Source organism: Sphingomonas sp. TREG-RG-20F-R18-01, from assembly GCF_022662475.1.
Classification (GTDB): Bacteria; Pseudomonadota; Alphaproteobacteria; order Sphingomonadales; family Sphingomonadaceae; genus Sphingomonas.
Genome location: NZ_JAKNQQ010000004.1, coordinates 85646 through 103864, shown reverse-complemented (window position 1 = coordinate 103864; position 18219 = coordinate 85646). Strand labels below are relative to the sequence as shown.

Genomic DNA, 18219 nt, shown 5'->3' with positions numbered 1-18219 from the left:
ACATGCTTACCGATTTCAAATCCGCGCTGCGTCCAGCGATCGTCCTGACGCTCCTGTTCGCGCTCCTGCTCGGCCTCGTTTATCCGCTCGCGCTCACCGGCCTCGGCCAGGTGATCGCGCCGGGGGCGGCCAACGGCAGCCTCCTCCGCGATGCGAAGGGGACCGTGATCGGCTCCGCGCTGATCGGCCAGGGCTTTGCCGGGCCCAGCTATTTCCACGGCCGCCCGTCTGCGGCCGGCAAGGGGTATGACGCGACCGCTTCGTCGGGCTCGAACCTTGGACCCACCAGCAAGGCGCTGGTCGACCGGGTCAAGACCGACATGGCCGCGGTAAAAGTTACGGCACCAGGTTCTACTGTTCCCGCCGATCTGGTGACGGCCTCTGCCTCGGGGCTCGACCCCCATATCAGCCCCGAGGCGGCTTTTTATCAAACGGCGCGCGTCGCCAGGGTGCGCGGGATCGACCAGGCACGGGTTCGCCAGTTGGTCGAGCAGACCGCGGAGACTCCGCTGCTCGGGTTCCTCGGCGAACCGCGCGTCAACGTGCTCGCGCTCAACCTTGCGCTCGACCGGATGAGCAAGCGGCCGTAACACGCACGCCATGCCCGCCCACAAAGTCCTGATCGTCGAAGACGACGCGCACATCCGCCGGTTGCTGCGCGTCGCCTTGGAACGCGCCGGGCACGCCGTGTCCGAGGCCAGCTCCGCACGCGAGGGCCTGTCGCTGGTCGACATCGCCAAGCCCGACGCGGTGCTGCTCGACCTCGGCCTGCCCGACCGCGACGGGCTCGAGATGATCCAGCTGATCAAGGCGCGCTCGCAGGCGACGGTGCTGGTCGTCTCGGCGCGCGATGAGACCAGCGAGAAGGTCGCCGCGCTCGATCTCGGCGCGGACGATTATCTGATCAAGCCGTTCGATACCGAGGAACTGCTCGCGCGGCTGCGCACCGCCTTCCGCCACCGGCTCGCGACGCAGGCCGAGCGAGTCAACGTGACCGCGGGAGACGTCGAGATCGATCTCGAGCATCGCCGCGTGCGGCGCGGGGGCGAGGTCATCCATCTGCCGCCCAAGGAATATGACGTGCTCGCCGAACTTGCGAAGCGGCCCGACCGGGTGATCGGCCACGCGCACTTGCTGCGCACCGTCTGGGGGCCGGCGCATGAAAGCCATGTCGATTACCTGCGCATCGTGATCCGCGGGTTGCGGCAGAAGCTCGAGCAAGATGCGGCGGTGCCGCGGTTGCTGATCAACGAGCCCGGGGTCGGGTATCGGCTCGCGACGGGGGAGCGGTAGACACCTGCTCCGTCCCGTTCGAAACGAACGGAGAACACCCCCTTCCCTTCGCGCCCGCCCGCGCTAAGCTGCCCCCGACACAACCGGGGGGACGTGACGATGCAGGGCAAGGTCTTGGGGTTCGATACCAACAGCGGCGAGGGCATGATCAGCGCCGAGGACGGGCGCCGCTACGCCTTCACCCCCGCCGACTGGCGCCACCGCGCGCCGCCGCAGAGCGGGCAGCGCGTCGATTTCGAGGCGCAGGACGGCCGCGCGACCAGCATCTACGTCACCGGCGGCACCGCCATGGCCGCCGACAAGAACCGCTTCGTCGCCGCGCTGCTTGCTTTCTTCCTCGGCACGCTCGGGCTCCACAAATTCTACCTCGGCAAGATCAAGGCCGGGATCGTGATGCTGTGCGTCGCGGTGTTCGGATCGATCCTGTTTGGCGTGCCGACCGCGATCATCGGCGTGATCGCGCTGATCGAATGCATCATCTATCTCGCAACCCCCGACGAAGCGTTCGAGCGCAAATATGTCGAGGGCGATACCGCCTGGTTCTAACCCCGCCCGAAAGGTCGTTGATGAAAGTCGTCCTGCCTGCGCTTGCCCGCCAGTTACTCGAACCGCGGCTTCCCGCCGGGCTCGACATCAGCTGGGTCGCGACGCGGGCGGAGGCGACCGCGGCGATGGTCGACGCGGACATCGGCTGGGTCGACCTGTACCCGCACGGGCTGACGCAGGAAGCGGTTGCCGCCGCGAAACGGCTGCGCTGGCTGTTCACCGCGATCGCCGGAATCGAATCGCTCGATCTCGTGGCGCTGCGCGATGCGGGGACGATCGTCACCAACGGCGCCGGGATCAACGCCATCGCCGTCGCCGAATATGCGGTGATGGGCGTCCTGGTCGCCGCCAAGCGGTACGACGAGGTGGTGCGGATCGCCGACCGGCGCGCATGGCCCGATTCGGCCCCGGGACGGCAGGAACTGTTCGAAACCCGCGCGCTGGTGGTTGGCTATGGCGCGATCGGGCGCCTGATCGGCGAACGGCTCGCGGCATTCGGGGTTGCGGTGACCGGCGTCACCCGCTCGGGCCGCGACGGAACGCTGACGCCGGATGAGTGGAAACCGCGACTCGGCGACTATGATTGGGTGATCCTCGCCGCGCCCTCGACCGGAGACACAAAGGCGGCAATCGGCGCACCCGAACTCTTGGCGATGAAAGCGAGCGCATGGCTCGTCAACATCGCGCGCGGCGACATGGTCGATCAGGCCGCGCTGATCGCGGCGCTCGGCGGCAAGACGATCGCGGGCGCGTTCCTCGATACGGTCGACCCGGAACCGCTCCCGCCGGAGCATCCCTTGTGGACCACCCCGAACGTGATCCATTCGATGCACCTCGCCGGACGCAGCCAGACCAGGATGTTCGTTCGTGCTGCCGAGCTGTTCCTGCGCAACCTCTCCAGATTCCAGGCGGGGGAGACGATGGAGAATGTCGTCGATCTCGACGCGGGCTATTGAAGCACGGCACACGAATCCGCGCGGGATAACGGTCGAGGTGGGCTGGCGAGCAAGGGTAATTGTCGAGCTCGCACGGCCGGGTACTACCCGGCACTAGCGACGTCTCCGTCGAAAGACGAACAACCGTGAAGGCCAGGCGCAGCAGCCGTGGCCTCCCAGCGATCCTGCTTTAGTTTGCGCCCTTGAGCGACTTGTCCAACATCATGAGTTCGATCGGGGTAAGGCCCGCCCGCGGATCGTCGTTCAGGCGTCTCGGAGCTTGGAAAGTACGCCGAAAAGAACCCGAGCCTAAAGTTTTACGCACCATTTTTTGTGCTTCCTGAAGAGCATGTTAACCAGTCGGGCATCGAAACGACGCATTCCGTCGCAGGTTCCCGCAAAGCGACATTCGGCAGCGGACAGCATGTATCAGAACGGTACGGCCGGGGTCGTACGCGTGCCGGCGGACCCGACCCACGCAAAACGCATGTTTACCCGAATGTCATTGCCGGCGACCGCAAACTCGGTCCAGCCCGTCCCCGCGAAAGAAATTGCGCTCGAATTACCCCACAAGGGAAAAACAGCGTTGCGCACTTTACCCCGCTTGGGTAATGCCCTCCACATGACAACGATGGCCGGCCTCAAGATCAAACGCTTCCGCGAAGAACGGGGCCTTACCCGCGCCGCCTTCGGGGCGTGGTATGGTGCGCCGGGCTCGACCGTCCAGGGCTGGGAAGAGGATGGCAAGCGCGCCAGCGGCCCGGCGGTCAACCAGATCGCCGCCAACGCCATCGCGGCACACGCCGACTGGTATGTACAGATTCGCACGGAGAATGACATGAGCAGCTGGGCCCCCGATAGCTGGACCCGCGCCGAAGCGCGGCAAATGCCAACCTATGAGGATCCCGCCGCGCTCGACGCCGCGACCGCGCAACTCAGCTCCTTCCCCCCGCTCGTCTTCGCAGGGGAGGCGCGCAACCTCACCACGGATCTCGCGCGCGTTGCCGAGGGCAAGGCGTTCCTGCTGCAAGGCGGCGATTGCGCCGAGAGCTTCGCCGAGCACAGCGCGAACAACATCCGCGATACATTCCGCGTGATCCTGCAGATGGCGGTGGTGCTGACCTTCGCCTCCAAGCTGCCGACGGTGAAGCTCGGCCGGATGGCGGGGCAGTTCGCCAAGCCGCGCTCGGCCGATACCGAGACGATCGGCGACGTCACCCTGCCCGCTTACCGCGGCGACATCGTCAACGACATCGCCTTCACCCCCGAGGGCCGCGCAAACGATCCGCAGCGGATGATCCGCGCGTACAGCCAGTCCGCCGCGACGCTCAACCTGCTCCGCGCGTTCGCGGGCGGCGGCTATGCGAACCTCCACCAGGTCCATCGCTGGACGCACGATTACATGGGCCGCAGCCCGTGGGCGAAGAAGTTCGCCGACGTCGCCGACCGCATCGGCGAGGCGCTCGACTTCATGGAGGCGTGCGGTATCAGCCCCGAAACGGTGCCGCAGCTCGCGCAGACGAGCTTCTACACCAGCCACGAGGCGCTGCTGCTGCGCTACGAACAGGCGCTGACGCGGCAGGATTCGCTGACCGGCGACTGGTATGACACCAGCGCGCATTTCCTGTGGATCGGCGACCGCACGCGTTTCGAAGGCAGCGCGCATGTCGAATATCTGCGCGGGATCGGCAATCCGATCGGCATGAAGTGCGGCCCAAGCCTCGAGCCCGACGCGCTGCTGCGGCTGCTCGACACGCTCAACCCGTCGCGTATCCCGGGTCGGATGACACTGATCACCCGCTACGGTCACGACAAGATCGAGGCGGGGCTGCCCAAGCTGGTCCGCGCCGTCATGCGCGAGGGGCATCCGGTGGTATGGAGCTGCGATCCGATGCACGGCAATACCGTCAAGGCGGCGACGGGGTACAAGACCCGGCCGTTTGACCGCATCCTGGCGGAAGTGCGCGGGTTCTTCGCGGTGCATCGCGCGGAGGGGTCGATCGCGGGGGGAATTCATGCCGAGATGACCGGGCAGAATGTCACGGAGTGCACCGGTGGTGCGGTCGACGTGACCGAGCAGTCGCTGGCGGATCGCTATCACACGCATTGCGACCCGCGGCTCAACGCTGGTCAGAGTCTGGAACTGGCGTTCCTGCTGGCGGAAATGCTCAACGTGGAAATGGCGGAAAGGCGGCGCGCGGCGGCTTGAGCCACAGCACGCCCCCCCGGCCGGGCTATACCGCGGAGCGGCCCTGAAGCAGGCGCACGACCACGACGATCGCTGCGATGACGAGCAGAAGATGGATCAGGCCGCCGCCGATATGAACGGCAAAACCGAGTGCCCAGAGCACCAGCAAGATGACTACGATCGTCCAGAGCATGTAACGTCCCTTCTAAAAACCGGCCCCTCGCCGGAACGGACGACAGTTCGCCCGCCCCCGACACAAACGTGGCAATGCGGTTCGAGTTCCGGAGCAGAAGGATTGCGATCGGCAGTTGACGTCCTTGCGCGGCATGCGTAAGGACGCCGCTTCGCTAACGGCCCCTTCGTCTAGCGGTTAGGACGACGCCCTCTCACGGCGTAAGCACGAGTTCGATTCTCGTAGGGGTCACCAGCGTCGTCAGGCTACCTGATATCTAGAAGCGTCCGCTGTAACCGTATAACCTACGGCCATTAGCCTTCGCTGCGGTGGCATGTCGTAGCAAACGCGCGCGACCCGTACCAAAGCTGAAATTGTCTCCGCGGTCACGCGCGACACTCGGGTGATGCCCGCGAAATATCGGTTCAAGGAAAAGCAGCGGCCGCGTGCTCGCAATCGCGATATGCTAGGCCGCGTATCGTCTGCTCGATCACATAGACGCTGCTCAGGGTCGTCGCGGCGGCGCAGGTAACGTCCGCCTGAAGCCGACGCGGGTCCCGCAAGGCGGCGTCGCGCCACTGGCCGCGGGATGGCGCGACTCGCGCGCAAGCGGACGGACTCGTCGCTTCATATGATCGTCTTGCCGATAGCAGGAGCAGCGGCCTGGTACGGTCCACGCGCATCGCGACATTTACGCGGCAAAGAACCGGGGGCGACGGCAGCCGCCCCCGGAAACCCGGTCAGAACGTAACGCGGGCGCCCATCGACAGGACCACCGCATGCGCGTTGCGCAGCAGGCCGTTTGTCACCACCGGGGTCTGCGCTGCCGTACCGGCATAAGCCGCGGTGACCCGATCGATCGTCGTATTGTCGAAGTCGACGTAGCTTGCAGCGGCGTCGAGCGCGATGTGCCTGTTCAGCTGGTAGCTGCCGCCGGCCGCATAGGTCCAACGGTTGGAATCCGGCACGCGCGCATCGCGCAGGCCGTCCTGAGTCGGCGTGATCGTGCGCTGCCCACCGGCACGCAGCGTCACCTTCGGCCCGACCGCATAATCGACGCCCCCGGCGAGGCTCCAGCTGTCACGGTAAGTCTCGGGGATCGCGACGTTCAGCGGTGCGCCGAGGCGGATCGCGTCGAACTTGCTCCAGTTGTAGGCGACGACCTGAGCATTGAGCGTCAGCGCGTTGGTCGCGCGCAAACGACCGGCGACGATCACTTGGCCCGGGGTGCGGAACTTGGCCTGGACCCCAGACAGCGAGACATTCGATGCGGCAAGCGGACCGACCAGGCCCGCGATGTCGAGGTTGCCGGTCAGCGTATGCTCGATGCTCGACTTGTAGCTGATGCCGACGGTGGCGATCTTGTTGTGCAGTTGCACGCCCGCCGTCCAGCCGAAGTCCCACCCATGGCCTCTGAGCGTCTGGCTGCCGTCGGGCAGCGACGCCAGGACGTTGGGCAGCGCGTTGCTCAGGTAGGCGTCGGTATATTCGACGTTGAGGGCGCCGCCGACGCGAAGCCAGTCGGTCAGCACGACGCCGATCGACGGCTGGATGTCGATCGTACGCAGGCGGGTCTTGTCCGCGCTGTAGCGCGCCCAGCTGTTCGCATCATAATCAGTGGTGAAGCTGAACGGCGACGTGATCGCCAGGCCGACCGCGATCCGGTCGTTGACCGGATAGGCGATCGCGCCGCTCGGCAGCACGCCGTTGTTGATCGGATCGCGCGATACCGCATTGCCGCCAACCGGCGCAAACGCCTGTCCCGGCCGACGGATCAGCGTGCCGTTGTCGACGACATCGCCCTTGGGCAGGATCGCGGTCGCGCTGACCGCTGCTTCCGGGTCGGTGATGCCGGCGATCGCGGCCGGGTTCCACCACAAGGACGACGGTCCGGTATCGGCCGCCTCGCCCGAGAAGGCACGCCCCGCGCCGCGCGCCGACTGCGCCTCGAGATAAAAGGCATCGGCATGCGCGATACCGGCGAAGCCAAATGCCGAGACGAGCGCGGTCGCGCCCAGCAGCGGGGCCTTGATACGATTGAACATGAAGAATTCCTGTATTGGTCTGGGGGGAAATGCGGTTAGCGGACGCGCGTCCAGGTCTGCGTCTTGCAGAGCGGGAAGAACACGCAGCCGCGCAGTTTCAATTGGTTGGCGCCGAGGGGGGTGATCTTGCCGCTATAGGTCCTGCCGTCTTCGGCATTATAGACCTGGCCGTTGCTCCAGACGCCGTCTGCGTCCGGCTTGAAGCCGCTCAGCATCATCATGCCCTCGATCGGGCGGGACCGTAGCTTGGCATCCGCGTTCTTGGCGTCCTTCATCCCCGGATTCGCGCGCAGGGCATCGGACGTCAGGATCTTGCCGCAGATCGACGGACCGCAGCGGGTGATTTCGACGATGGCGTTGTGGGTTTCGGTCTTCCACCGACCGATGACGGTATCGGTGGCAAGCGGCGCTCCGGCGAGCAGCGCGCTGATGATCAGCAGGGACATCGTCTTTCCTCTCCATCCTCGCCGCCCCCTGTCAGGAGGACGGCTGCAGACTTTTCGTCCGGCGCCGCATCTGTACGGTCGCCACTGCACGCCTCGCGTCTTATGCGCGAGACAGATGCCGTATACGGCATGTGTCATCTCGCCTATAAGGATGAGCCGCCACGTCAAGGTTTGTCGTTCAGCGTAGCGACAATGCCCCCCTTTTTCACTGCGTTGCGTGGCCTTTTGGCAACGCCTGCACGAGCGCGGTCCACGCCTCGCCGGTCGGCGCAAGATGCCGCTTCCCCCGCGGTCGCAAATCCGCAACACTCCGATGAAAGGCGCAAACGCGGGCGACGATCCATACCGGGCCGAGTCACAACGCGATAAGAGGCGTCGCGGGAGGGGCGGATTGGACGATCGGCAACCGGAACTTACCGGCATCAACGAGGTCGCGCGGATGCTTGCCATCACGCCGCGAACGCTGCGGTTCTATGAGGATCGTGGGTTGATCACGCCCGGGCGGGTCGGCGCCATTCGAGTCTACACCCGGCGGGAGATCGCCCGGATGCAGCTGATTCTTCGCGGCAAGCGGCTGGGCTTCACGCTGAGCGACATCACCGAGTTTCTCGATCTGTACGATGCCGACCCGCAGCATGTCGAACAGATGCGCGCGCTGGCGGACCGCGTCCGGCAACGCATCGACCGGCTCGACGCGCAACGCGACGCCATTGCCGAAACGCTGGACGAACTCGAGAAGATCGAAGCACAGGCGCTGGAACGCATCGCGGCGTCGACGCCCGAACGATCGCGCGCAGCGGGGTAACGGTGCGGCGCGGAACGACCCGCTTACTCGCAGCGTCGCGCCGGCTCCACCCCCGTCACGACGCCTGAACAGTGATTGCCGAAGACGAATGACCGCAGAACCGCGGCGTCGTGGCGGGGAGTAGTGCGGTGTCTGGACCAGCCTCATGTGCCGCCTTGCGGGCAAGCCTGCCGCCCTCGGACGCCGGGCACCAGGCGTCGCACGAGGGTCGTCCCTAGCGCGCCGCGGCGGCGCTGCGCATGCGCAGCGCCAGCACCAGCACGAGCCCCCCGCCCGCCATCACCGCACCCGCGAGCGACACCGCGGGATAGCCCAGCCCCGCGCCGATCACCACGCCGCCCAGCGCGGCACCGATCGCGTTGCCGAGATTGAACGCGCCGATGTTCATCGCCGACGCAAGGTTGGGCGCGTCCCCCGCGGCGGTCATCACGCGCAGCTGGAGCGGCGGGACCAGTGCGAAGCTCGCCACGCCCCACAGGAAGATTAGCACCGCCGCGGGCACGGACCAGGCCATGGCAAACGCGAACGCCACCAGCAGCGCGACCAGCCCACCCAGGGTCACGATCAGCGTCGCGTCGACCGAACGATCCGCATAGCGCCCGCCGAGCCAGTTGCCGACCGTCAGCCCGACGCCGTACAGCACCAGCATCGCGGTCACGAACGCGGTGGAGGCGTGCGTCTGGGTCTGCAGGATCGGGACGATATAGGTGAATACCGTGAACATCGCGCTCGACCCGATCACCGTCAGCAGCAGGGCGACCAGCACGTCCCCGCGCGCGAGCACGCGCAGTTCGGCGCGCATGTCGCTGTCGGTGTCCGCCGGAATAACCGGGACGGCAAAGCGCAATGCCGCCATCGCCAGCACGCCGAGACCCGTGATCGCCCAGAAGATCGTGCGCCATCCGAACGCCTCCGCCGCCCAGGCCGCCAGCGGGACGCCGCCGACGTTGGCGATCGTCAGCCCCATGAACATCGTCGCCACCGCACCCGCGCGCCGCTCGGGCGGCACCAGCCGCGCGGCGACGACCGAGCCGACGCCGAAGAACGCCCCGTGGTTGAACGAGGTGACCACCCGCGCGATCAGCAGCGTCGCATAGCTGCCGGACAGGGCCGCAAGCAGATTGCCGACCGTGAAGATCGCCATCAACCCGATCAGCAGCGTCCGGCGCGGGATCCGCGCGGTCGTCAGCGTCATCAGCGGCGCGCCGATCAGCACGCCGACCGCATAGGCGCTGATCAGCAACCCCGCGGTCGGGATCGATACGCCGAGATCGGTCGCGATCACCGGGAGCATCCCCATGGGCGCGAATTCGGTGACGCCGATGCCGAACGCACCGACGGCAAGGGCGAGAATGGCGGGGTTGAACTTCATGCACTTCTTCCGATCTGTGATCCGTAGCAAATGGTGGAATGCGACGCCTTGCGGTAGTGGGCGCAAGGGACCAGCAGCTTTGCCGGAGAATCACAGATGGTGCGCAGGATCGACCGCGCGGGCTAGATGGAAGCCTTTGACGCGGTAGTGCGCGCAGGTAGCCTGTCGGCCGGTGCGCGAGCGCTGGGTCAGACGCCGTCCGCGCTCAGCCGGATCATCTCGCGGATCGAAGCACGGCTCGGCGTGCGGTTGCTCGTGCGGACGACACGCACGCTGACCGTGACGCCTGAGGGCGAAGCCTACTTACTGGCGGCGCGGCGCATTCTCGCGGACCTGCGCGAGTCCGAAGCGGCGATCGCCTATCAGGCGGCACCGCGCGGACGGCTGCGGGTAAGCGCGTCGCTCGCGTATGGGCGGATCACGATCGTGCCGTTGCTCGCCGATTTCGTCGCGCGCTATCCCGAAATCCTCGTCGACCTCAGCCTCAGCGACGAGCTGACCGACGTGCTCGGCGGCCAGGCCGACGTCGCGATCCGCTTCGGCCCGCTCGCCGACAGCCCGCTGACCGCGCGGCGGATCGGATCGAACGGGCGCACGATCGTCGCCGCGCACGCCTATCTGGCGCGCGCCGGGACGCCGCGCGTGCCCGAGGATCTGTACGCGCACAATTGCCTCAACTTCAACTTCCGCCGGGTCGATCCCGGCTGGCCGTTCGTCCGCGACGGTGCGGCGTTTGCGCTGGACGTCGGCGGGACGATCGAAGCGAACAATGGCGAGACGCTGGTGCAACTGGCGCAACAAGCGGTCGGAATCACGCGGGTCGGGAGTTTCCACGTTGCGGGCGATATCGCGTCGGGGCGACTGGTTGCGCTGCTCGAAGCGTATAATCCGGGGGATACCGAAGACATCCACGCGATCTTCGTCGGCGGTGCGAGCACGCCGCGGCGGGTGCGGGTGTTCGTCGATTATCTGGTGGAGCGGCTTGCGGGGCAGAACTGACTCTCTGTTCTCCTGCGACGGCAGGAGTCCCGGCTTACGGGCGTCCTGCTCCATCCGCCCGGCTCCTGCCTTCGCAGGAGCGCGCGCTCTACCCCTTGAGCCCCGCCTTCACCGCCGCGGGCGTGATCGGGATATGACGCAGCCGCACGCCCGTCGCCGCGAAGATCGCGTTGCCGATCGCCGGCCCCACCACCGTGGTCGCCGGCTCGCCTAGCCCGACGGGGACTTCGGTGCTTTCGACGAAGCTGATGTCCATCTCCGGCACGTCGGCGATGCGCAGCGGCAGATAGGTGTCGAGGTTGGTGTCCTTGACCTGCCCGGCTTCGAAGCCGGTGCCCTCGTGCAGCGCCATGCTCAGCCCCCACAACGCCGCGCCCTGCACCTGCGCGAGTGCGCCGTCGGGGTCTACGATCGTCCCCGCGTCGACGACCAGCGTCAGCTTCTGCACGCGGACGAAGCCGGTCGCGCGATCGACATGGACCTGCGCGACGCACGCCGACCAGGTCGGCATGTCGCGTTCCTGCCCGAAGCTCGTCGCGATTCCGAGCGCAGTGTCGGCGGGAAGCGTCGTTCCCCAACCCGCCTGCGCCGCCGCGCGCCGCACGACCTCGGCCTGCCGCAAGGCGCCGCCGACCGCGTTCGGCGCGGTGCCCGCGTTGCGGCCCTTGCCGGTGAGCAGCTTGAGCCGGAACGCGACCGGATCGGTCTTGGTGTGATGCGCCGCCTCGTCGATGAAGCTCTCGAGCGCCCAGTTGGTCCAGCCCGGCCCGACCGAGCGCAACCAGCCCGGGCGGAAGGTGGTGTTGGCGAGATCGTTCGCGACCGCGCGCACCGTCTGATGCCCGACGTCATACCAGTGGTCCGCGCCCGAAATCGCGAACGGGTCGTATTGTCCGCCCTTCTTGGTCTTGGCGAGCAACGCCGGACCGGCGAGCACCTGCGTCGGCCAGCCCGCACACGCGTGATGCTCCATCGCCTGGATCTGCCCGTCGTTGCCGAACGCCATCCGCAGCCGTTGGACCGAAGGCGAGCGGACCGAATCGAACCGGACGTCGTCGGAGCGGGTCATGATCATCTTGACCGGACGCTTGAGCGCCTTGGCCGCGAGCGCCGCGGGCACGGTATAATCGCCGTTCAACCGTCGCCCGAACCCGCCGCCGAGCAAATAACTGCGCATCACCACCTTGGTCTCGGGCACGCCGAGCGCCTTGGCGAGCGTCGGCAGGATCAGGCTCTGCCACTGGTTGCCGGCGTGGATCTCGAACACGCCATCCTTCTCGAACGCGAGCGCGTTGAGCGGCTCGAGCTGGAAGTGCAGCACGGTCGCGGTCGTGTAGCGTTGCTCGATCGTCTGGCCCGCGGTGTTGCCGAAGGCGGGCGTCGAATCATCGTCGGCGATATCGAGCTTGATCCCGCCCTCCGCCTTGGCGACGAGCGCGGCGCCGTGATCGAGCAGCGCCTGCTCGGTCATGTCCGCGCCGGGGCCAGGGGTCCAGGTCACCGCGAGCAGGTCGGTCGCCTTGACCGCCGCCCAATAGCTCGTCGCGATCACCATCACCCAGCCGGGCACCGTATCCGACGGATCGTCGAGCACGAGATAGCGCAGATAGCCTTTCACGCCCTTGGCCGCGCTGTCGTCGACCGAGACGACCTTCGAGCCGTTGCGCGTCGGCGGCATCTTGGGCCGGGCATAGACCATCCCGGGAACCTTCGCGTCGATGCCGTAGATCCCGGTGCCGTTGATCTTCGCATCCATGTCGAGTGCATGGACCGGCTTGCCGATCAGGCGGCGGTCCTTGACCGGCTTGGTCGGGAGCGCCTTGAGGTCGTCGGGCGTGAACTGCCGCGCGACCGTCCCGCTCCTGGCGATATCGCCATAGGACATTGCGTGCCCGCCCGCATGGACAGCGCCCGCGCGCGCGGTGCAGCCGGCCGGGCTGACGCCCATCAGCTTCGCGCCCGCTTCGATCAGCGCGATCCGCCCCGCCGCACCCGCCTGGCTGAACACCGGATAGGTCTGCCACACCGACCAGCTGCCGCCGGTGACCATTAGCCCCCATTTGGGGTCGGTATCGACATGGACGATGCGGACCTTGTCCCACTCCGCCTCGAGTTCGTCGGCGAGGATCCGCGCGAGCGCCGTGCCGACATGCTGGCCCATCTCCGCGCGGATGATGTTGACGGTGACGATCCCGGCGGAATCGATTCCGAACCACATGCTCGGCTCGAACGACGGCCCGGTCGTTGCCACGGGGACGCTCCCCGGAACCGCCGGGTCGATCGCGGCGAGTACGCGCGAGAAGCCGAAGGCGACCCCGCCCGCCGCACTGGCGACGAGAAAGCCGCGACGGCTGAGCGCCTGGTCGGCGGCGGTGCGCAGCCGGCTCATGCCTTTGGCTCCACAGCCGCGTTGGTCTCGCTGACCGCCGACTTGCCGACCGCCTGCTTGATCGCGGCGCGGATGCGGACATAGGTCATGCACCGGCATAAATTGCCGGTCATCACCGCGTCGATCTCGGCATCGCTGGGCGCGGGAAAATCCTTGAGCATCGCGGCGGCCTGCATGATCTGCCCCGACTGGCAGTAGCCGCATTGCGGCACCTGCAACTCGCGCCACGCCTGTTGCAGCGGATGATTGGACGCCGGGTCGAGCCCCTCGATCGTCGTCACCTCCGCGCCCTCGACCGCGGCGACCGGCGTGATGCACGACCGCGTCGCGCGCCCGCCGACATGGACCGTACACGCCCCGCACATGCCGATCCCGCAACCGAACTTGGTGCCGGTGAGGCCGATGTCGTCGCGGATCACCCACAGCAGCGGGGTATCGTCCTCGACCGCGGTGGTGACGCGGCGTCCGTTGATCGTGAAGCTTGTCATTGGCCCCTGTCCTGCGCGCGGATCGCGGCGACCTTGTTCTGGAGATCGGCCCAGCCGGGCTTGCCGGTCCGGGTCACGCGCAGCCAGTTGGCGAGGCGCGCGATATCGGCGTCGCTGAACCCGCTGAACCCCGGCATCACCACGCCCGGCGCGCCGTCCTCGGCGCTGACGCCGTGGAGGATCACGCGGACTAGATTGGTCGGATCGTCCATGCTGACCGCGCTGTTGAGCGCGAGATCGGGCCGCAACGGGTTGAGCGCCTTGCCGTTGTAATGGCACGATGCGCACGCCCCGGCATAAAGCCGCGCCGCGGGATCATATTGCAGCCCAAGCCCGATGCCTTCGCGCGTCATCGCCTGGCGGATCGCCGTATCGCCCTGCGTGCCCTGCGTGCCCTGCGCCGCCGAGCCGTTCCGGCTCGCGAAATAGGTCGCGATCGCGGCGACGTCGGCGGGCGGCAGCTTGGACAGCCCGCGCGCCACCGCGCCCATCGGACCGGCGGCGGTGCCGTGATACTGGCTCACCCCGGTCGCGAGATAGGCGACGAGTTCGTCCTTCGACCACGGCACCGGAGCCTGGTTGGTCCTGGTCAGCGATGGCGCGATCCAGCCGTCGATCGGCGCGCCGGCATAGGCCTGGTCGTGCTTCTCCGCGCCCAGCGACCCGCGCGGCGTGTGGCACGCGCCGCAATGGCTCAGCCCTTCCGCGAGATACGCGCCGCGATTCCATTCGGCGCTTTGCTTGGGATCGGCAACGAACCGGTCGGGATGGAAGAACAGCAGCTTCCACCCCGCCTGCAACGCGCGGATGTTGAGCGGGAACGGGATGGTGGACGAGATTTCCTTCGCCTCGACCGGCGGGCGCGTCATGAAGTAGGCGTAGAGCGCCGCGACGTCGCCGTCGCTCAACTTGCTGAAGTGATCGTAAGGGAACGCCGGGAACAGATGCGCGCCGTCCCGCCGGACGCCGTGCCGCATCGCGCGTTCGAACGCGGCCTCGGACCAGCCGCCGATCCCGGTCTTGCGGTCGGGGGTGATGTTGGTCGAATAGATCGTCCCGAACTGCGTCGCCATCGCATAGCCGCCGGCAAAGGGCTGACCGCCGCGTACCGTATGGCAGGCGGCGCAATAGCCCGCGCTGGCAAGGACTTCGCCCTTGGCGACCAGGGCGGGCGCGAAGCTCGTCGCCGCGGGTTGCGGGATCTTCGCGATCGACGGACGCCACGCGAACACGCCGAAGCCGACCGTCCCGAGCACCACGACGCCGATCACGATCAACAGGATCCGTTTCAGCATGACACCCGCGACTTCATCGATAACCCCTTGGCCGGTGACAGAGTATTTGCCTCCCATCTACCTCCCCTCGTCGAACGTCCAGTGGAACATGACGCGCGCCGCGCCTAAGGACCGGACGAGCCTCCGCGAACGGGCCGCATCAGGACTTTGACGATTGATGATAGGTACTTGGAATTCGGTAATATTTGACGAAGACGCGAAGCCGCAACGGCGCGGTGAGGGCGACACCGTGCTTTGGGATGTCCACCGCCGTGATCTCGGCGCGATTGCCGAACGGGCCCGCCTGCGGCGGCTGCAGCCGCGCAGGGGAGTCGACTTCGCATCGAACGACTATCTTGCGCTCGCAACCTCCCAGCGGCTGCGCGATGCGGTTGGCGCGGCGCTTGATCGCGGGGTGTCGATCGGATCGGGCGGGTCGCGACTGCTGCGCGGCAACGATCCAGAGCATGAAGCGCTCGAGGCGGAGGCTGCGGCGTTCTTCGGCAGCGAGACCGCCTTGTTCTTCGCGAGCGGTTTTGCCGCCAATGCGGCGTTGTTCGCGACGCTGCCGCAGCGGGGCGACCTGGTCGTCCACGACGCACTGATCCATGCGAGCGCGCATGAGGGCATGCGGCTCGGCCGAGCCGAGACGATCGGCGCCGCCCACAACGACCCGGATGCCATCGACGCCGCCATCACCGGCTGGCGCGCACGCGGCGGGACCGGCTGCGTGTGGATCGCGGTGGAGACCCTCTACAGCATGGACGGCGACCGCGCCCCGCTCGCCGCTTTGGCAGAGGTCGCGGCGCGCCACGATGCGATCCTGCTGATCGACGAAGCGCATGCCTCCGGGGTATTCGGGCCGGACGGTCGCGGACTGGCTGCGGGTCTGGAAGGACGCGAGAACGTCATCACGCTACGGACCTGCGGCAAGGCGCTGGGGTGTGAGGGCGCTTTGCTATGCGGACCGGCCGTCGCGCGCGACTTCCTGGTCAACCGCGCGCGCGGCTTCATCTTCTCGACCGCGCCGTCGCCGCTGATGGCGAGCGCGGTGCGCGAAAGCCTGCGCATCCTCGCGGACGAACCCGAGCGCCGCGTCCGGCTCGCCGCGCTGGTGGCCTATGCCGAACGCGCGCTCGCCCCGTGCGGGGTGACGCCGACCGGATCGCAGATCCTGCCGCTGCTGATCGGTGACGACGCCGCGACGATGCGCGCGGCGTCCGCGTTGCAGGCGGCGGGGTTCGACATCCGCGGCATCCGGCCGCCGACCGTCCCCGCCGGGACCGCGCGGCTGCGCATCTCGCTGACCCTCAACGTCACCGAGGCGGACATCGACCGCCTCGCCCATGCCTTGCACGAGATCCTGCCATGACCGCCCCGACTTTCATCGTCACCGGCACCGACACCGACGTCGGCAAGACCGTCTTCGCCGCCGCGCTCGCCGGCGCGCTGCACGCGCAGTACTGGAAACCGGTGCAGGCCGGGCTCGACCCGCGCAGCGATGCCGACAGCGTCGCCGCCCTGTCCGGCCTGCCGCCCGAACGGATCCTGCCCGAGGCATACCGGCTCGCGACACCCTGCTCGCCGCACCGCGCGGCGGCGATCGACGGGGTGACGATCGACCTCGACCGGCTCGCGCTGCCGACGGTCAGCGGGCCGCTGGTCGTGGAGGGCGCGGGCGGTGTGCTGGTGCCGATCACCCCGGACCTGCTGTTCGCCGACCTGTTCGCACGCTGGGCCAAGCCGGTCGTGCTGGTCGCGCGGACCGGGCTGGGGACGATCAACCACAGCCTGTTGTCGATCGAGGCGCTGCGTCACCGCGGCGTGCCGCTCCACGGCGTCGCCTTCATCGGCGATGCCGAGCCCGACAGCGAGGCGACGATCGCACGGATCGGCGGGGTCACGCGCCTCGGCCGCTTGCCGCAGCTGGGCACGCTCGACGCGACGACGCTGGCCGCCGCTTTCGCCGAGCATTTCGACACGGCGGCGTTCCGATGAGCCACGGGCCGATCTGGCATCCCTTCACCCAGCACGGGCTCGGCGAGCCGATCCCGCGGGTCAGCCATGCGTCGGGCGCGATCCTGCATACGGCGGACGGGCGGCGGATCGTCGATGCGATCTCGTCCTGGTGGGTGACGACGCACGGCCATTGCCACCCGCGCATCATGGCGGCGATCGCCGAGCAGGCGCAGCGGCTCGACCAGATCATCTTCGCCGGCTGGACCCACGAACCCGCCGAGACGCTTGCGCGCGCGCTCATCGCGTTGCTGCCGCCCGTGCTGACGCGCGTGTTCTTCTCGGATTCCGGGTCGACCAGCGTCGAGGTCGCGCTGAAGATGGCGCTCGGCTATTGGGCCAACCGCGGCGCCCCGCGCGACCGGATCCTGGTGCTGGAGCACAGCTATCACGGCGATACGATCGGCGCGATGTCGGTCGGTGCGCGCGGCGTGTTCAACCAGGCGTACGGCGCATTGCTGTTCGACGTGGGAACCATCCCCTTCCCCGCCGCCGGGCACGAGCAAGCGACGCTCGACGCGCTCGAGGCGGCGTGCCGCGAGGCCCCCGCCGCGTTCATCGTCGAGCCGCTCGTGCTCGGCGCAGGGGGGATGCTGTTCTACCCGGCATGGGTGCTGGCCGAGATGCGCGCGATCTGCGCACGGTACGACGTGCTGTTCATCGCGGATGAAGTGATGACCGGCTGGGGCCGCACCGGCACGTTGCTCGCCTGCGAACAGGCCGCGGTGGTGCCCGATATCCTGTGCCTGTCGAAGGGGTTGACCGGGGGCGCGGTGCCGCTCGCGGTAACGCTCGCGACCGAGGCGATCTACGCTGCGCATTTCTCGACCGACCGGTCGAAGATGTTCTTCCATTCGTCGAGCTACACCGCCAACCCGATCGCCTGCGCCGCCGCCAACGCCAATCTCGCGATCTGGCGCGACGAGCCGGTCGCAGCACGGATCGCCGAGCTGGCCGCGCGCCAGACGGCGCGGCTCGGGGGACTGGCCGGGCATCGCAACGTTCGCGCGGCGCGGACGCTGGGGACGATCGCCGCGCTCGACCTGGTCGATCCGGCAGGCGGCGGATATCTGTCGACCCTTGGGCCTGCGCTGCTCAAGCGGTTCCGGGACGCGAACCTGCTGCTGCGGCCACTCGGCAATACGGTGTACGTCATGCCGCCCTATGCAATCGAAGCGGACGATCTCGACCGCGTCTACGCCGCGATCGGCGAAGCAGCGGACGCCCTGGGGTGACCGGGTAATGGTCGGA

Annotated in this window: 17 protein-coding genes and 1 tRNA gene; 11 read left to right on the top strand and 7 right to left on the bottom strand. The window is 67.7% G+C overall.

What is annotated here, in order from left to right; genetic code table 11:
- The first annotated feature begins 2 nt into the window (after nt 1-2).
- The 5 genes from kdpC to L8K25_RS12750 all read left to right on the top strand — a co-directional run bounded on the left by kdpC (nt 3) and on the right by L8K25_RS12750 (nt 4983).
- Nucleotides 3-590 (top strand): potassium-transporting ATPase subunit KdpC, encoded by a 588-nt coding sequence (gene kdpC, locus L8K25_RS12770; protein WP_242139373.1) that lies wholly within the window; start codon nt 3-5, stop codon nt 588-590.
- 10 nt (nt 591-600) lie between these two features.
- The gene (locus L8K25_RS12765; protein WP_242139372.1) at nt 601-1293 is read left to right on the top strand and encodes a response regulator; all 693 of its coding nucleotides are present in this window, start codon (nt 601-603) and stop codon (nt 1291-1293) included.
- 99 nt (nt 1294-1392) lie between these two features.
- Nucleotides 1393-1839, top strand: a complete 447-nt coding sequence (locus tag L8K25_RS12760) for a TM2 domain-containing protein (protein WP_242139371.1) — start codon at nt 1393-1395, stop codon at nt 1837-1839.
- Between the two features lie 20 nt (nt 1840-1859).
- Nucleotides 1860-2795, top strand: a complete 936-nt coding sequence (locus L8K25_RS12755) for an NAD(P)-dependent oxidoreductase (RefSeq protein WP_242139370.1) — start codon at nt 1860-1862, stop codon at nt 2793-2795.
- Between the two features lie 817 nt (nt 2796-3612).
- Nucleotides 3613-4983 carry a 3-deoxy-7-phosphoheptulonate synthase class II gene (locus L8K25_RS12750; RefSeq protein ID WP_242139611.1) on the top strand — a complete coding sequence of 457 codons (1371 nt, stop codon included), beginning with the start codon at nt 3613-3615 and terminating at the stop codon, nt 4981-4983.
- Nucleotides 4984-5008: 25 nt separating this feature from the next.
- Here the strand turns inward: L8K25_RS12750 and L8K25_RS12745 are convergent, their stop codons facing one another.
- Complete coding sequence (locus tag L8K25_RS12745) at nt 5009-5155, bottom strand: lmo0937 family membrane protein (protein WP_010162657.1); 147 nt, start codon at nt 5153-5155, stop codon at nt 5009-5011.
- A 159-nt stretch (nt 5156-5314) separates the two neighbouring features.
- Here L8K25_RS12745 and L8K25_RS12740 point away from each other — a divergent pair.
- Nucleotides 5315-5389 (top strand) — tRNA-Glu (locus L8K25_RS12740).
- Between the two features lie 485 nt (nt 5390-5874).
- Here L8K25_RS12740 and L8K25_RS12735 read toward each other — a convergent pair.
- Both L8K25_RS12735 and L8K25_RS12730 read right to left on the bottom strand, forming a co-directional pair.
- Complete coding sequence (locus L8K25_RS12735) at nt 5875-7179, bottom strand: outer membrane protein transport protein (RefSeq protein ID WP_242139369.1); 1305 nt, start codon at nt 7177-7179, stop codon at nt 5875-5877.
- A gap of 35 nt (nt 7180-7214) precedes the next feature.
- A complete protein-coding gene (locus L8K25_RS12730) occupies nt 7215-7625 on the bottom strand; it encodes a DUF2147 domain-containing protein (protein ID WP_242139368.1) in 411 nt (136 codons plus the stop codon).
- A gap of 391 nt (nt 7626-8016) precedes the next feature.
- Between L8K25_RS12730 and L8K25_RS12725 the strand changes: the two genes are divergently transcribed.
- Nucleotides 8017-8430 (top strand): MerR family DNA-binding transcriptional regulator, encoded by a 414-nt coding sequence (locus L8K25_RS12725; protein ID WP_242139367.1) that lies wholly within the window; start codon nt 8017-8019, stop codon nt 8428-8430.
- A 214-nt stretch (nt 8431-8644) separates the two neighbouring features.
- On the opposite strand, the gene L8K25_RS12720 is transcribed toward L8K25_RS12725, so the two are convergent.
- The gene (locus L8K25_RS12720) at nt 8645-9802 is read right to left on the bottom strand and encodes an MFS transporter (RefSeq protein ID WP_242139366.1); all 1158 of its coding nucleotides are present in this window, start codon (nt 9800-9802) and stop codon (nt 8645-8647) included.
- Nucleotides 9803-9928: 126 nt separating this feature from the next.
- Between L8K25_RS12720 and L8K25_RS12715 the strand changes: the two genes are divergently transcribed.
- Nucleotides 9929-10801 (top strand): LysR substrate-binding domain-containing protein, encoded by an 873-nt coding sequence (locus tag L8K25_RS12715; protein WP_242139365.1) that lies wholly within the window; start codon nt 9929-9931, stop codon nt 10799-10801.
- Nucleotides 10802-10889: 88 nt separating this feature from the next.
- On the opposite strand, the gene L8K25_RS12710 is transcribed toward L8K25_RS12715, so the two are convergent.
- Genes L8K25_RS12710 through L8K25_RS12700 form a run of 3 tightly spaced genes read right to left on the bottom strand, consistent with a single transcriptional unit; the run spans nt 10890 to nt 15030 of the window.
- The gene (locus L8K25_RS12710) at nt 10890-13190 is read right to left on the bottom strand and encodes a molybdopterin cofactor-binding domain-containing protein (RefSeq protein ID WP_242139364.1); all 2301 of its coding nucleotides are present in this window, start codon (nt 13188-13190) and stop codon (nt 10890-10892) included.
- The gene (locus L8K25_RS12705) at nt 13187-13678 is read right to left on the bottom strand and encodes a (2Fe-2S)-binding protein (protein WP_242139363.1); all 492 of its coding nucleotides are present in this window, start codon (nt 13676-13678) and stop codon (nt 13187-13189) included. The genes L8K25_RS12710 and L8K25_RS12705 overlap by 4 nt, the downstream gene beginning before the upstream one ends.
- A complete protein-coding gene (locus L8K25_RS12700; protein WP_242139362.1) occupies nt 13675-15030 on the bottom strand; it encodes a cytochrome c in 1356 nt (451 codons plus the stop codon). The genes L8K25_RS12705 and L8K25_RS12700 overlap by 4 nt, the downstream gene beginning before the upstream one ends.
- A gap of 97 nt (nt 15031-15127) precedes the next feature.
- On the opposite strand from L8K25_RS12700, the gene L8K25_RS12695 reads away from it, so the two are divergent.
- The 3 genes from L8K25_RS12695 to L8K25_RS12685 are packed head-to-tail and all read left to right on the top strand — an operon-like array spanning nt 15128 to nt 18203.
- Nucleotides 15128-16324 (top strand): 8-amino-7-oxononanoate synthase, encoded by a 1197-nt coding sequence (locus L8K25_RS12695; protein WP_242139361.1) that lies wholly within the window; start codon nt 15128-15130, stop codon nt 16322-16324.
- A complete protein-coding gene (bioD, locus tag L8K25_RS12690; protein WP_242139360.1) occupies nt 16321-16950 on the top strand; it encodes a dethiobiotin synthase in 630 nt (209 codons plus the stop codon). The genes L8K25_RS12695 and bioD overlap by 4 nt, the downstream gene beginning before the upstream one ends.
- Complete coding sequence (locus L8K25_RS12685; RefSeq protein ID WP_242139359.1) at nt 16947-18203, top strand: adenosylmethionine--8-amino-7-oxononanoate transaminase; 1257 nt, start codon at nt 16947-16949, stop codon at nt 18201-18203. The genes bioD and L8K25_RS12685 overlap by 4 nt, the downstream gene beginning before the upstream one ends.
- Nucleotides 18204-18219: the final 16 nt, after the last annotated feature.